The organism is Pseudoalteromonas sp. MMG005 (assembly GCF_018101015.1).
GTDB lineage: Bacteria > Pseudomonadota > Gammaproteobacteria > Enterobacterales > Alteromonadaceae > Pseudoalteromonas > Pseudoalteromonas aurantia.
Genome location: NZ_JAGJEK010000026.1, coordinates 49801 through 65759 on the forward strand (window position 1 = coordinate 49801; position 15959 = coordinate 65759).

13 protein-coding genes are annotated in these 15959 nt (G+C 41.2%); 4 read left to right on the top strand and 9 right to left on the bottom strand.

Annotated features, from left to right (window positions below):
* Window positions 1-44: 44 nt before the first annotated feature.
* The 3 genes from J8M01_RS19495 to ggt form a co-directional block, all read right to left on the bottom strand.
* Window positions 45-863 (bottom strand): ABC transporter substrate-binding protein, encoded by an 819-nt coding sequence (locus J8M01_RS19495; RefSeq protein ID WP_211059029.1) that lies wholly within the window; start codon window positions 861-863, stop codon window positions 45-47.
* A gap of 111 nt (window positions 864-974) precedes the next feature.
* Window positions 975-2669 carry an NAD-dependent malic enzyme gene (locus tag J8M01_RS19500; RefSeq protein WP_192507404.1) on the bottom strand — a complete coding sequence of 565 codons (1695 nt, stop codon included), beginning with the start codon at window positions 2667-2669 and terminating at the stop codon, window positions 975-977.
* 173 nt (window positions 2670-2842) lie between these two features.
* Complete coding sequence (ggt, locus tag J8M01_RS19505; protein WP_211059030.1) at window positions 2843-4603, bottom strand: gamma-glutamyltransferase; 1761 nt, start codon at window positions 4601-4603, stop codon at window positions 2843-2845.
* Window positions 4604-4695: 92 nt separating this feature from the next.
* Here ggt and rrtA point away from each other — a divergent pair, with 92 nt between their 5' ends.
* Window positions 4696-5277 carry a rhombosortase gene (gene rrtA / locus J8M01_RS19510; protein ID WP_211059031.1) on the top strand — a complete coding sequence of 194 codons (582 nt, stop codon included), beginning with the start codon at window positions 4696-4698 and terminating at the stop codon, window positions 5275-5277.
* A gap of 79 nt (window positions 5278-5356) precedes the next feature.
* Here the strand turns inward: rrtA and J8M01_RS19515 are convergent, their stop codons facing one another.
* The 5 genes from J8M01_RS19515 to J8M01_RS19535 form a co-directional block, all read right to left on the bottom strand.
* Window positions 5357-7834, bottom strand: a complete 2478-nt coding sequence (locus J8M01_RS19515; RefSeq protein ID WP_211059032.1) for a prolyl oligopeptidase family serine peptidase — start codon at window positions 7832-7834, stop codon at window positions 5357-5359.
* 237 nt (window positions 7835-8071) lie between these two features.
* Window positions 8072-8998 (bottom strand): putative sulfate exporter family transporter, encoded by a 927-nt coding sequence (locus J8M01_RS19520; RefSeq protein WP_211059033.1) that lies wholly within the window; start codon window positions 8996-8998, stop codon window positions 8072-8074.
* A gap of 51 nt (window positions 8999-9049) precedes the next feature.
* Window positions 9050-10198, bottom strand: coding sequence for a 5-(carboxyamino)imidazole ribonucleotide synthase (locus tag J8M01_RS19525; RefSeq protein ID WP_192507399.1), 1149 nt, complete (start codon window positions 10196-10198; stop codon window positions 9050-9052).
* Between the two features lies 1 nt (window position 10199).
* The gene (gene purE / locus J8M01_RS19530; protein WP_192507398.1) at window positions 10200-10682 is read right to left on the bottom strand and encodes a 5-(carboxyamino)imidazole ribonucleotide mutase; all 483 of its coding nucleotides are present in this window, start codon (window positions 10680-10682) and stop codon (window positions 10200-10202) included.
* Window positions 10683-10902: 220 nt separating this feature from the next.
* Window positions 10903-12492 carry an ABC-F family ATPase gene (locus tag J8M01_RS19535; protein WP_192508543.1) on the bottom strand — a complete coding sequence of 530 codons (1590 nt, stop codon included), beginning with the start codon at window positions 12490-12492 and terminating at the stop codon, window positions 10903-10905.
* 411 nt (window positions 12493-12903) lie between these two features.
* Between J8M01_RS19535 and J8M01_RS19540 the strand changes: the two genes are divergently transcribed.
* Window positions 12904-13428 carry a TetR/AcrR family transcriptional regulator gene (locus J8M01_RS19540; RefSeq protein ID WP_211059034.1) on the top strand — a complete coding sequence of 175 codons (525 nt, stop codon included), beginning with the start codon at window positions 12904-12906 and terminating at the stop codon, window positions 13426-13428.
* Here the strand turns inward: J8M01_RS19540 and J8M01_RS19545 are convergent.
* The gene (locus tag J8M01_RS19545; RefSeq protein ID WP_211059035.1) at window positions 13408-13968 is read right to left on the bottom strand and encodes a GNAT family N-acetyltransferase; all 561 of its coding nucleotides are present in this window, start codon (window positions 13966-13968) and stop codon (window positions 13408-13410) included. The genes J8M01_RS19540 and J8M01_RS19545 overlap by 21 nt on opposite strands.
* Before the next feature lie 75 nt (window positions 13969-14043).
* Between J8M01_RS19545 and J8M01_RS19550 the strand changes: the two genes are divergently transcribed.
* Both J8M01_RS19550 and J8M01_RS19555 read left to right on the top strand, forming a co-directional pair.
* The gene (locus tag J8M01_RS19550) at window positions 14044-14244 is read left to right on the top strand and encodes a hypothetical protein (protein ID WP_211059036.1); all 201 of its coding nucleotides are present in this window, start codon (window positions 14044-14046) and stop codon (window positions 14242-14244) included.
* A gap of 203 nt (window positions 14245-14447) precedes the next feature.
* Complete coding sequence (locus tag J8M01_RS19555) at window positions 14448-15959, top strand: DUF1735 domain-containing protein (RefSeq protein ID WP_211059037.1); 1512 nt, start codon at window positions 14448-14450, stop codon at window positions 15957-15959.

The following is a 15959-nucleotide window of genomic DNA, read 5'->3' on the forward strand; positions in this document are numbered from 1 at the left end:
ATCCTTATATATTACTGCTAAACATTGAAACATAATGGCCTTAATCATGGCTGAATATTATAGGCATCTCTTAACCCTTGCTCTATAAACACCATCTCCTGTTTAAAAAACAGACCTTTATGTGCGTCAATAATCATTTGCTGCAAAGCGCTATTTTCAAGTGCTAGCTCGAACAAACTAACTGCTTTTCTGCCTTGTTCTGAATTAGCACAAGCAATATAACCAAATATTGTGAGGTCCGCACTCTCTATTTGATGATAAGTCACGCCATCACGTTGTGCTTGTTGTTTATGATGCTCTATGAAAACTGACGTATATTCAATAATACCATCCAGCTTTCCTTGAATGAGCATTTCACGCAGCCGATAAGCACTATTAGCCCCCTCTCCTACAATCAAATTATTACGGTAGGTTGCTATAAAATCGTCTACTTCCTTTCCATAAGAACGCCCTTTAGTCACACCCACACGCAACCCTTTAGAAACGACAATATCTTTCAAAGAAAGCTTTTTTGGTAAATTAGGATAACCACGGAGGATCAACCTATTGGCTGGAAATGCCATCAACGGATATTCAACAAACAAAGCGATTGCTTCACGCTCTGCTGTTTTTACTTTGTTATATAAGCAAATATTCGGATAGGTCTCAAGCTCACGCCACTCTCTAAGGCGGCTTGCTGGAATAAACTCTAATGACACTCTACCCTGAAGTTCGCGTTGCACGTTCAACAATAGCATCGTTGCTAAGTCTGTTGGTTCTTCACCTAAGCTTGGGTTGTAATCTGATGCAATTTGAATTTTCAACGGCCGAGTATCCGCCATTGATGTAAATAAAACCAACGCTAGCAAACAGGTTTTGAGCATTTATGCCTCCAGTTAGGTGAATAAAATGCGTATCTCCTTAGCACTTGAATTATCAGTATAGAATATTTTTGATACAAAAAAGCCAGCATGTGCTGGCTTAAATAAAGTGAATTAGATACTACAACGTTTGTAATTCCTATATTTCGGTAGCCAGTAATTCCGATTAATAGCAGCCCAAATCGCATCATCATCCATTTCAAGCGCAACACCTTCTTCCATTGCGGCTTTAGCAACTGCGAACGCAATGCGTTTACTCAGCGCTTCAATCTCAACTAATGCAGGAAGTAAACTGCCTTTACCAGTATTGGCAAGCGGTGACGACTCAGCCAATGTTTTACTTGAAACCATTAACATTGCGTCTGTAATGCGTGTCGCTTTAGCTGCAATAACACCGAGCCCAATACCTGGAAAAATATAACTATTATTACATTGTGGAATTGGGAATGTATTACCCTCAAATTCAACAGGATCAAACGGGCTCCCTGTGGCAACAATCGCTTGTCCTTTAGTCCACTCAATAACATCTTTAGGGTGTGCTTCTACTTGACGAGATGGATTGCTTAGAGGGAAAATGATTGGCCGTTCACAGCCACTGTGCATTGCACGGATCACTTGCTCAGTAAATAATCCAGGCTGACCAGATACACCAATTAAAATATCAGGTTTTGCACAGTGCATAACATCAAGTAATGAAGCAAAATCACCACTATAACTCCAATCTGCAAGTGCGTCTTTTGATTGCATTAATGCAGCTTGGAAATCACGTAAGTCACTCATACCTTCAGACAGTAATCCAAAACGATCTACCATATAGATTTGGCTGCGCGCTTGCTCGCTTGAAGCGCCTTCGGCTACCATTTGGCTAATAATTTGTTCGGCAATACCGCAACCTGCAGAGCCAGCACCTACAAACACCACTTTTTGTTCTGAGAGCTTTGCACCTTTAACACGGCAGGCCGCTAACAATGAACCAACAGTAACTGACGCAGTGCCTTGAATATCATCGTTAAAGCTGCATATTTCATTTCGGTAACGTTTAAGTAGCGGCATTGCATTAGGCTGCGCAAAGTCTTCAAACTGGAGTAACACACTAGGCCAACGACGCTTTACAGCATCAATGAACAAACCTAAAAACTCATCATACTCGTCTTGCCCAATACGCTTATGACGTGCTCCCATGTACATAGGGTCACTTAGTAACTTCTCGTTATTAGTACCAACATCTAACATAACAGGTAAGGTGTACGCTGGGCTTATGCCTCCACATGCGGTATATAATGACAATTTACCAATTGGGATCCCCATACCACCAATACCTTGATCTCCTAAACCAAGAATGCGCTCTCCATCCGTCACAACGATGACCTTGACTTTGCCTTTAGTCGCATTTCTTAAAATATCGTCTATTTGATAACGATCTTCATAAGAAATGAACAGACCTCGAGAGCTGCGATAGATATCAGAAAACTTTTCACACGCGTCACCCACCGTTGGTGTGTAGATGATCGGCATCATTTCTTCTAAATGGTCACGCACCAACCGATAATAAAGTGTTTCATTGTTGTCTTGAATAGCACGCAAGTATATATGCTTATTTAAATTATCATTGAAGCTAGAATATTGTTGATAACAACGTTCAACCTGCTCTTCGATTGTTTCAAAGCGCGGTGGGACCAATCCCGTTAAATTAAAATTCTCTCGCTCACTTTGGCTAAATGCACTGCCCTTATTAAGTAGCGGCGTTTCAAGAAGATTAGGGCCAGAGAAAGGAATATATAGATAATTTGGATCTGTTTTTTTAGTCATATTTGCAGGCTTGACACATTTTAAAAGGCTAAGAATTTATTATTGCTGAAAGTGACCAAATATCAATGAAATTCGTTCACATCAGACCAATACAATCGACTCTGTAAACACATTGTTAAGCGTAGTACAGAGCCAACTATTATAGCGTAATTCTTCCTGCAAACCTATGACTATTAGTTACTTTCACCAAGAGCAATACCTTCTCGGCGCGGATCAGCACCGCCTAAAAGCACACCATCTTGTACTTGGATCACATGCAGCCCGGAATTTAAGTCTCGTATTTGTACTTTATGCCCTCGTTGTTCAAATGTTTCTTTTTGCTCAACAAGATTTGTCCCCTTCTCAAGCGTTGTATAACGATTTCGATTCGTGATTTTTGGCAAATTGATAGCTTGTTGTGGGGTTAAATCCCAGTCGAGTATTCCAATAATCGTTTGAGCCACATAATTAATAATACGGCTGCCACCGGGGGATCCTACGACCAATTTCAAACTCCCATCCATGTTAAACACCATAACCGGCGACATCGAACTTCTTGGTCGTTTATTCGCCTCAACCCTATTTGCCATCCACTTGCCCCCTTTCTTAGGGCTGAGTGAAAAATCGGTTAGCTGGTTGTTTAACAAATAACCATTAACCATGACCGTAGATCCAAATCCCATTTCAATCGAGCTGGTCATAGATACTGCATTTCCTTCCTCATCTACGATTGAAACGTGGGTTGTTGACGGCAACTCATAACCATCATCTTTTGCGTACACTAACACGTCATTTTTAGGAAGACCGACAGGTACATGATGATCATCTTTATCAGTAATGAGTTGAGAGCGCTTCTTTAAATAGCGTGAATCGAGTAATGCTTTAGTGGGTACATCAATAAAATCAGGATCGGCAACATAGTGATTTCGGTCCGCAAAAGCTAACCGAGATGCTTGAGTAAATAGATGCAATGCGTACGCATCATTCGCTTTATATTGACTCAGCTTCTTCGCTTCTAACAACTTCAGTATTTGCAGCACAGCGATCCCTCCGCTACTGGGTGGCGCCATAGAGCATACTTTGTATTGATGGTAAGGAATGCAAATCGCATCTCGTGTTTTACTCGTATACTTAGCTAAATCACTGAGCTGCAATGTCCCCGGCGCAATTGCCGAAGTTTGCACAGCGTCCACCATCTGTTTGGCATACGGTCCACTGTAAAATGCGTCAATGCCGTTGTTAGCCACTTGTTGGTACAATTGTGCTAGCTCTGGGTTATTTTTTAGTGTGCCAGAGGCTAATGCTTGACCGTTTGGATAAAAATATTCCTTGGCCGGCGAGAGTTTTGACAAGCCAGGATTAAAGTTCTTTTCGAGCAACATATTAAGTCTAGGGGAAACAACAAACCCTGATAAAGCAAGCTCAATCGCAGGCTCAAATAGCACTGACCAGTCAAGTTTACCATGGTCGTTATGCGCACTTTGGAAGGCGTGAAGTAAACCAGGTACACCCACTGAGCGTCCGCCGACAACGGCATCAATCCAACGGACAGGCTTTCCGGTTTTATCTAAAAACAGTGTATGGTCAGCGCCTGACGGGGCTGTTTCCCTACCATCATACGTGATTAGTTTCTTGGTTTTGTTATCAAAATACATTAAGAATGTCCCACCGCCAATACCCGATGACTGTGGCTCAACTAACGTCAAGACCAACTGAGTGGCAATAGCAGCATCAACTGCATTACCGCCTAAGGCTAGCATTTTTTGACCTGCTTTAGTGGCGTAAGGGTTTGCCGCTGCAACCATAAATCTATTTGCGGTAACTTGTTGTTTGTTTTGTAGCCCCGTTGCCCCTTCTGGCTCTCGGGTTTCTCTTTGCTGTTTTCCTCCCGAAATACACGAAGAAACCAACAAAGTAGAGGTGATGGCGACGAGTAATGGCACAGACTTAATCATTTTATTCACTTTTGTATTGTTCTAAGCATTGGCATCATAAAAGTAAATAGGCACAATATGCAAAAAATAAAGATGCTTATAACCAAATTATTATGCTCGACTTACCTTTTGATAAAAAATATATTTTACCACCTCTTTGCCTAATATTGCTAAGTACACTGTTAATGCTGTTCAATAACAATGCATTATTAGAGTTTAACCGCAGCCTCATCGAACAACATCAGTGGTGGCGGCTATTCAGTAGTCAGTTTGTTCATGCCAATTGGACTCACTTAGGGTTAAATGTACTAGGTATTGTATTTATATGGATCCTTCATGCAGAGCACCGTAGCCCGGTTTGTTTCGCGTTACATACGCTATTTTTAGCAATTTGGACCGGTACAGGCATATGGCTTTTTTGTCCTGATATCAATATTTACACCGGATTAAGTGGCTTGCTTCACGGCGTAATAGTTTGGGGGGCTATCAAAGATATCTGCGTGGGAATGCGCTCGGGCGCTTTACTGTTCATTGGCATTTGGATAAAACTAGGTTGGGAGCAATGGCAAGGTCCTAGCGCTGATGTTGGCGCGTTAATCGAATCACGTGTTGCGATTGAAGCACATTTAATTGGTGCTCTCGGTGGTTTGTTGTTAAGTGCGACGTTACTCTACCCCCCAAAAAAAGGCAACTAGACTAGAAACTTTCCAGGATAAAATAAAAAACGCCAACTCAAAATGTTGGCGTTTTATACATGCAGCGTACCTTATAAAATCATAAATTTTCTTTAAATAGCTTGTATATACGGCGATATTCATCTAGCCAACTAGAAGGTTGTACAAAACCATGGGGCTCTACGGGGTAAATAGCCGTTTCAAAGTCTTGCTTTTCAAGTTCAATTAATCGCTGTACGAGTCTTACTACATCCTGAAAGAATACATTATCATCAATCATTGGCGCATTGATCAACAAGTCATTCTTCAAGCCTTCAGCATGATAAATCGGTGAACTTCTGCGATATGCAATTGGATCAACATCAGGGTGATTCAAAATATTCGAGGTATAGGGTGTATTGTAGTATGCCCAATCAGTTACAGGACGCAGTGCTGCACCCGCCTGGAATAAATCTGGTTGCGTAAACAAAGCCATAAATGTCATAAACCCGCCATATGAACCGCCATACGTGCCGACTGCATTGGTATCAACATTCGCATGTTCAGCCATCCATTTAACGCCATCAGCTAAATCTTCAATTTCTGGTTTACCCATTTGACGGTAAATAGCGGTGCGCCAATCTCGACCATACCCTTTTGATGCGCGATAATCCATATCCATAACTACGTAGCCTTCACTTGCTAACAGTGAGTGGAACATGAATTCACGGAAGTACCCAGACCACCCCATGTGAGAGTTTTGTAAATAACCCGCTCCATGATTAAAGATAACGGCTTTACGTTTTTTACCGACTTCACCTTCAACATAATCAGCCGGATAGTACACTTTGGCATACACTGGCTGTTCGGTGTGACTTGAAGGCACTGCCACTATTTTTGGCGCAATCAATTTCTTATTCAAAAATGCATCTGATACAGTATTCGTCAAACGCGTTACCTGCGCGTTCGTTTTAGCATCGGCCACATATAGCTCATTCGGCATCATTATTTTTGAATGATTTAGAAGCAGCTTTGATTCATCCGGACTCAAACTATAATCAGTCATACCATTTAAGTCTGTGAGCGTTTCTTTCACGCCTGTATTTGGATCTACTCGATAAATTTCATATAAACCAGGGTGCTCAATATTCGCTTTGAAGTAAATTGCGCTATCGTCTTTACTCAATGTTAAATGCGAAACGACATAATTACCTGACGTTAACTGTTTAGACTTCCCCGATAAGGGCTTTATGTATATGTGGCTATAGCCTGACTCTTCAGATAAATAATAAAGTGTGTCTGAATTATTCAACCAGCCAAAATCATTGTATGTATAGTTTACCCATGCGTCATCATGCAGACGATGCTGTGGCACAAACTTATCTGCATCAAAATCTACAGTTGCAATCCAGCGGTCTTTGTTATCCCATGCTTCAAGCATAACAGCAACCTCAGTTCCAGATTGATTCCATTGAATGGCACTTTGATCCCAGCCCCAATCGCTTATCAAGTTAATAGCACGAGGTGCTTTAACTGCTTTGTATGTCTCTCCTAACGCTTTCGCATTCTCAGCTTTGACAGCGGCCAATACGTCCTCATCAAAACCAGGTAACGAATTATAGCTCAGGGTAACTTGATTATTTCGGGCCAAATCAAGTAGTAGTACGTCGGAACTTGTTGCTTGTGCTTGCGCTACACGGCGACGCGCTTTAACAGGGTCGATATCCCCATTTTGGCTGACATAGTTAGGCATAATGTCAGTAGCCGCTCGCCAATCTGCGTTATTTGCTGTAACTACAATCAATTTATCACCTGCTGGTGATAAACTCGCTGATACTAGATACTTGTCTTTCCCCAAGTAAAAATGACTATTCGCGATCGTCGTATTCTGTTGTTTAAGTTGCTCTAGACGCTGTTCTTTGTCTTTGCTATTTTTATGCTGTAAAGCAACATACTGAATCAGATTATGCTGCTCTTGTGCTATATAGCCTTTAGGCTCCAACGTACCTTTAGGCGCATCATCTAAGTGCAACTTTACTAGCTCTTTTGATTGGCCGGTATTCACATTAACTGTATAAAAAGTATTTCCAACTCGATATGCAATATCACCCGTTAGTAAAAACTTCAGCTGAGATGCACTTTCTGATGAGAAGGTAAGCTGTTTTATTTCACCAGAGCTAATGGCTTTTACAAATATATTACCCTTAAAAGTATACGCTTGATGTTTTGCATTATCAGAATATATTGCGTTATCCGCACCAATAGAGTGCAACTCTGCCAAAGTTACAGGAACCGGCGCGCTATTGTTAGCTACGATAAACGTATCTTTTAAATCAGTTCCTTCTTGCTTTTGTTTAAACACAACAGTGTTACTATCAGCTGCCCAAAACGCACTTTGTGGACTTCTCCCTAACCAATCTGGGTGAGCCATCGCTTGTTCTAATGTTATTTTTTCACCACCAAAGTCGACGGGGGTGGTGACAACGGTTGCAGGTGTTATTTGTGGCTGAACCTTGTTAGAAGAGTGATTTGTTGTTTGGCAACCAGTTAAAAGTAAACTTGATGCTATAGCGGCTGAGATAATAGATTGTTTAATCATTGCGCTTCTGTTGTTATGAAAATTGTCTCATTTAAGCAAATATGTCTTCATATTTCGACTTATTTAAGACTAACAACCAAGTTTCAAGATAAAAAAAGGCCAGTAAAGGTTACTGGCCAAATACTCTCTGCGCTCACATAATCGTTGATGGACAACGAGTATGAAGTGAGGCCTATCCACGCCTCATAAAATAAGACCGCCGAAACCACAAAAGAGTTCCAAATTAAATAAAACTTTTTACGAAATGTAACCATCTTTTATTAGTAATAAAAGCACACTGCTTACTATGATCCATAAAATCATGGCCATAGCGAATGGCCGCCAGCCAGTTTCTATGAGTACTTTTCTCGAAACGCCAGCACCAATCAAGAATAAAGTCGCAACCAAGATGTGTTTTGCCCCCGAGTAGACACTCTGCCAAACAACTTCGAACTGCTCAAACCACGTATTGCATAATGCCGCAATTAGAAACCCAAATATAAATAGTGGAATGTTGGCCTTTTCTTCACTTTTCCAAAATACGCCAGCCAATGCTGTATAGGGGATTATCCACATCGCCCGCGTTAACTTTATCGTTGTTGCAATACCCACCGCCAATGGGCTAAATGTTGCCGCTGCAGCAACCACACTACTGGTGTCATGAATAGCCAGTGCAGCCCAAACAGCAAATTGCTGTTCTGAGAGTACAAAGTAATGGCCAATAAGGGGGAATATTATAAGGCCTACCGCGTTTAACAAAAACACCACTGCAAGCGCAACAGCAATCTCATGTTCCTTGGCTTTAATAACTGGCGCCATAGCTGCAATGGCACTACCGCCACATATTGCGGTACCAAAAGAGATTAAAATACCGGTGTTTTTATTTAGCCTAAATAGTTGAGTCAGTATTTCTCCTAAACCAATGATTGCGGTAATACTAACAATGGTTAACACGATTGAACTGCGACCGACTTCTAGTACATCATATATATTGACATTAAAGCCGAGTCCAATCACTGCGACTTTCAGCATCCATTTACTGACTTTGCTACTCCAAGCCTCCATGGGGTTTCCCCAGCACCACGTAAACAGCATCCCCATGGCAAGGGCCAATGCGGGTCCAACGAAGGATGTAAAACTCGCAATAAATAACAACAAGAAACTAAATTGACTAAAAGTCATCATATGCCACGTGTTTAAATCCAAAAAAAGCCGGATATTAAATCCGGCTATTGGTTAATTTAGAATAAGTTGGTGCCCAGTCGCGAGTACACCGGGGTAGTACTCCTCTGGCAGAAATTCTGCAAGTTCACCTAACTTTTCTCCCAACTCATGCAGCGAGTTAGCTGACACATTAATGTGCCCCATTTTTCGACCAGGCTTCGCAGTTTTACCGTACCAATGGCTCGTCACGCCATCGACGGTTAGTACTGTACTCGGAATGCTTTGCTGACCCAACACATTGATCATCGCTGTCGGCCTAATCAAGGTGGTCGAACCCAACGGCAATCCAGAAATTGCACGCATATGGTTCTCAAATTGACTTGTATGACAGCCCTGTTGTGTCCAATGCCCTGAATTATGAACACGTGGCGCAATTTCGTTAACCAGCAGCTCCCCTTGTACATCAAAAAACTCGATGGCTAAAACACCCACATAATTAAGCGAATTGGCCAATGCATTAAAAGCATCTTCAGCTTGTTGCTGAATATCATTTTTCTCTTTACCTGCAATCGACAAGGTCAACACACCATCCGTATGTTGATTTTCAGTCAATGGATAGATTTTACACTGTCCGTTACGATCACGAACACCAATAATTGATACTTCACGATCAAATGGGATCATTTTCTCAGCAATAATAGAATGTGGACTCAGTGTTGTACCTGTCGATAAAAACTCAGCCATTTCTAACCAGATTGACTCAATATCCTCAACTGATTTAACACGCCACTGCCCTTTACCGTCATAACCGGCTTGACATGTTTTGACAACCATAGGCAAAGCCAATTGTTCTACGGCATCTAAAAAGTGCTGTTTTTCGGTGATCAATTTATAAGGCGCACATTTCACTGCCGCTTTATCAAGTAACGCTTTCTCTTTCGCTCGATCACCGCCAGTCGCTATGGCTTGCGCACCTGGATAAAACTTCCCGCTGAGTGAACATTGTTCAAGCACATCATGAGGGATATGCTCAAACTCAGCCGTGATTGCGCAACTTGATGCAATCGCCTGTGATAACGATTGCTCACTAAGCTGACCGGTAACCGGATTAACGACCTTTTTAGTGCTAACGTCATACGCTAACACATGTAAATCTAAATGCGTCGCAGATAAACTCATCATCCGCGCTAACTGCCCTGACCCTAAAACTAATATATTCATATTATTCAGCTGGATTCGGGTTAGCTAGAATTGTTTCCGTTTGCGCTTTGCGGAACGCTTCAACTTTTTCGAAAATCTCCGGTTGCTGACAACCCAAAATTTGCGCAGCAAGCAATCCAGCATTAGCAGCACCAGCATCACCTATCGCAAGGGTACCTACAGCAACACCTTTTGGCATTTGACAAATAGAAAGTAATGAGTCAACTCCGTTTAATGTTTTAGATTTAACGGGAACGCCTAATACGGGTAAACTCGTAAAAGCAGCAGCCATACCCGGAAGGTGTGCAGCACCACCTGCGCCTGCGATAATGACTTTAATACCACGCTCAGCAGCAGTGGATGCATAGTCAGCCAATAATTGAGGAGTCCGGTGCGCTGAAACAACTTTAGTTTCATACGCAATGCCAAATTTGTCTAACATATCTGCTGTATGCTGCATGGTAGGCCAATCTGATTTTGAACCCATAATAATGCCAACCGTCATAGTAAATCCTCGGTAATAGTAAGTTAAACGATACAATATAAATCACAGTTTTGAATGTATGTTGGGGTAATCAAAACTATGTTAATTTTTGCGCGGTATTATACCTAAGTGCGATGCTAATACCATTTTTATTGCCGCTTTGTGATATACAGCCTTTGATATTAAAAACGACAATAAAGCGCGTAACAAAAAACCGCACTCTACAGCGCGGTTGATTAAGTTATGCCAGTTCTTGTGATGCTAGGTACTCTTCGTAACTACCTCTAAAGTCAATTACTTTCCCGTCTTTAATCTCCCAAATTCGGGTCGCAAGTGATGATACGAACTGTCGATCGTGAGATACAAAAAATAACGTGCCTTCGTACTGCTCTAACGCCAAGTTTAATGCTTCAATTGACTCCATGTCCATGTGGTTTGTTGGTTCATCCATCAATAACATGTTGTGTTTGAACATCATTAACTTACCAAAAAGCATACGACCTTGTTCACCACCTGAGAGCACTTTCACCGACTTCTTAATGTCATTTTGAGAGAACAGCATACGGCCTAAATAACTGCGAATAACTTGCTCGTCGTCCCCTTCTTGCTGCCATTGCTCCATCCACTCAAAAACGGTCATATCTTTGTCAAATTCATCAGCATGATCTTGCGCATAATAACCAATATTGGCATTTTCAGACCATTTAAAGTCACCCTCTTTTAGGTCAAGTCTACCAGCAAAAGAATGCAATAGTGTTGATTTACCAACCCCATTCTCACCAATGATCGCGATGCGTTCACCTACTTCAACTAACCCTTCAAGGCCAGAAAATAATAACTCATCATAGCCTTGGCCAACGTTATTAAGTTCAAGTGCGTTTCTGAAAAGCTGTTTTGACTGTTCAAAACGGATGAATGGTGACTGACGAGATGATGCTTTAACATCATCTAGCTGAATTTTATCTATTTGTTTAGCTCGAGAAGTCGCCTGTTTAGCTTTCGATGCATTGGCAGAAAAGCGTGATACAAACTGTTGTAGCTCCGCAATTTGCGCCTTTTTCTTGGCATTTTCACTGAGCAGCTTTTCACGTGCTTGTGTTGCCGCGAACATATATTCGTCATAATTGCCCGGGTAAACACGTAACTCACCATAATCTATGTCAGCCATATGTGTACACACTGAATTTAAGAAATGCCGATCGTGGGAAATAATAAGCATAGTACAATCACGTTGATTCAAAACGTCTTCCAACCACTTGATAGTATAGATGTCTAAGTTGTTGGTTGGTTCGTCTAGCAGCATGATATCTGGATCAGCAAACAACACCTGCGCTAACAGCACTCGCAGTTTAAAACCAGGCGCAACTTCAGACATCAAACCATAGTGTTGCTCAGTTGGAATCCCCACACCTAACAGCAATTCACCTGCTTTAGCTTCGGCGGAGTAACCATCCATTTCTGCAAATTCCGTTTCAAGATCTGCGACCTTCATCCCGTCTTCTTCACTCATCTCTGGTAATGAGTAAATACGATCTCGCTCTGCTTTTATGCTCCAGAGTTCTTTGTGACCCATAATAACCGTGTCAACAACGGAGTACTCTTCGTAAGCAAATTGGTCCTGATTTAATTTAGCTAGACGGGTGTTAGGTGACACACTTACGTTACCAGCGCTGGCTTCAAGTTCGCCACCAAGAATCTTCATTAACGTAGATTTACCACAACCGTTTGCACCGATAAGGCCATAGCGATTGCCATCTCCAAATTTTACAGAAATATTTTCGAATAATGGTTTTGCACCAAACTGCATGGTGACGTTAGCTGCGCTTAAAATAACAGGCTCCTCAGGATTATCTGAATTTACATTTTATCAGTGCTTGATTTTAAACTAAACGCGCGCGTAAAACCACGAAAGTTCATAGTGAAGTACTTGCTTTATGCTTTCTAAGTATATTTTTTATTGGGGTTCAACCATTCTCCAGCGTTCCACAGCAATTAAATACCGATATTAAAAAGAGTAGCAACATACCTGTTGGGCATAGCACCTCCTTCTATAGCGAGCGTAATCGCCATGGATAAAAGTCAACAACTGGAAATAGTAAACGTCCCAATATCTGAGACACAGCACGTTACTTTAAATTGAGCGCACTCATAAATATAGCTGAGCGCGCTCATAAAATAAGCATTTTATGTGTTTGTATAAAAAATAGTGCTAAGATATTTGCTTCTTCGGATAGGGACTATTATGAATAAAAGAGAAAAAACATACTCTGCAATTTTAAACGCAAGCTGGGACCTATTTAACAAGTATGGGTACCACGACACCACAACTCGGCAAATATCACAATATGCTGGTGTAGCAACTGGCACGGTGTTTAGCCATTTCCCGTCAAAAGCCGACATACTGAAAGTCGCAATGTATCGCAAAATAGACTCGGTAATACAGGAGGCGGCAGAAACAGATACGCACCATACACCCAGATTAAAGCTTCGCCATTATGCCAAATATTTGTATGCCTTTTATTTAGAAAATAAAGAGTTTAGTAAAGAGCTAGTGGTTTGCATTTTATGGCAACAAGCGTATTTTCTAGATCAATTGAACGCATTTAAATTAATGCTATATTCCGAACAGCAATACGATGCAACACAGGCAAACGTCATGATGGATTGCTATTTCATGACTTTATTACAAGGGTTATGTGACGACAATACCACTGCACAGGAGATGGTCCGTACTCTCAGCAATAAATTACATTTGATCCAAAAGTAATGTATCTTCTACCTGCTCGTACATCGCATTCGGATCTGCTTCTTCTGCAGCTTCTAAGAGCATGATATATTCATTTACGTTCGATTGCGTAAACATCAAGCGTGTTAATAGTTTTATGCAGTTCTTATTTAAACTCTCAACTTTTGCTCTTACCAGCAAAGGAAGCGCATTTTGTGCGATGTTTTCAACTAAATAGTTAAATAGGCACTCGAGTGCTTCACGCATAATACCTTTTCCCCATTCGGATGGCGAAAGCTCGAAACCTAAAAAGCAATGCTTTTTAATAATATCATGGTCATAGATGCCTAATGTGCCTATAAATTCATTTGATATTTTATTAATAATAACAAAGCGCGTACCTGTTCCCTGATAAGCTTGCTCAAGATCCCATTGGATCAATGATTTTGCTTCATCACGGCTCACTGTTTGCCCATAATCATTATACTGAGCGATCAATGGCTCATTAAGTAGCCGCAACAGGGCATCTATATCTCGATGCGAGATAGGCCTTAAAAATAAACGGGTGGTTTGTAATACCATCGGAGCTACATAGATTGGAAAATTCTATAATTAGTATAAACTATCAGCGCAAAATCAGTCCATCTAGGAAATATAATGTCTGAAGAGTTTAAAGTGATTCAACCCACCACGAAAGTCTACTGCCCTGAACGCGGCGAAGGTTGGACACTAACCGGAATAACAGGTATTGATGAACAAACTTCTGTTATGTTTAGTGGAGTCCGCTATACCATTAGTGCAAAAAAAATTGTCGAAGAGCTATTACCTAACTATATAAAAATGAACAACAAAGCGTAACCCCCACAAAAAACCAACCCTTTAGTACCAAATAAATGTTGATAAAATGTTTTTAAGTGTAGATAATAACCTCAGATTGCAAAGTCAATAACGGAAGCACTCGCCTCAAAGGATTAAGAAATCACACCTGCGATATGGACCGGGTGTGACATTACTTTGTGTTGTATTAGTTGTTCAGGATGAACTACCTTGGATACTACACCATGACAAAAACTTCATTAACCATGCCTGCACTATCACTCATAGCTATTAGTATTTGCGCTCCGAGCTATGCAAACGAATGCCTAGGGGAACTCTATGGGATCAATGCCGGTCGCGGAGATTTAGGTCTGCTCTTCAGCCTCAATGAGGAAGTGCAATCAGCGCAAGCTAAATCAATTGCTAAGTTCAGCTCTAGTGCACTCGCCTATGATAACAGCAATAACCGAATGTATTATGTCGCCTCCCCGCGCCCAACAGAGTATGAGGTTGACGTAAGTGCCTTGGCGATTAGCGCCGATGAACTTGCACACCTACCAATTAAAGGTAAAAGGTACAAATCAACAAAGTTAGCTTATTATGACTTTGCAAGCCAAAGCCATACTATTGTTGGTACAACAAAATCAGTAATAGGCATGGTTTATGATAATCAGAATGATACTTTACTCGCCAGCAGCTACAGTAAGCTGTATCAAATAGACAAGCAAACTGGTGAAGCAACCGAACTTGCTAGTTTAGGTAACCTATTAGGTAAGTATCGTGGTGACTTGGTAATTAAAGGCAGTCAACTGCTGCTCGTGACGTCAAGCTCAACCTACGAAATCAACCGCAGTACCTATGCACTAACTTTACTTTCTAATCACGGCTTAACTTCAGTTACAGGCGCAACCCTAAATCAAGCAGGCGATGTGGTGATCAGTCGGACACTCATTAACGACCATGGGCACGCTAATAAGTCGCAAATATATATGTTGGAGCCTAATACAGGGTCAACTTGCTTACTTGCCACTGTGCCCGTTAGATTAAATGATTTAGCAACAAATACTAATCAACCTGTCGCATGCTACACAAACGTGCAATGCGGCACTGCACCCAAACCCACTTTTTCACTTCAACCCGTCACAGACTCGGTTGTCGAAGGTGGAACACTGACATACAATGCAACAATAAGTACAACATTTACTGAAGATATTACGGTTGCATTGTCGGTGACGGATGGAACAACATCACCAAGTGATTACACATTATCAACGGCATCCGTGACAATTCCGTCTGGTCAAACAAGTGCCGCAGTCTCTATTCTAACAATTGATAACACTGTACATAGCGCAGATAAAACGCTAACCGTTAATGCTGTTGCACAGTCAGGCATTTCTGGACAAAGCAGTGCCGGTGGCACAATTGTTAATGATGACGCTCCATGCACGCCTGCAAATTACACGCGTATTAATTATCAATTCGTTTCTGAAGATTCATTATTTAATAATGACTGGGGTATAAAAGTGAATGGTAGTTATGTCAAACTGCTTGATGAGTATGGTGCAAATGGCAGTTATGATGTATTGCAATCGAGCTCAATCTCATACGTTATGGCTATCAATGGTAACAGTGGCCAATTAACTACTAATATGAGACAAAGTGGTAATATTCAGTACTGGGAAGACCAAAATGATAGTGATTACAATGATTTCACTGTAAGAGTATCAACTCAAACTGTACAAAAAGGATGTAATTAA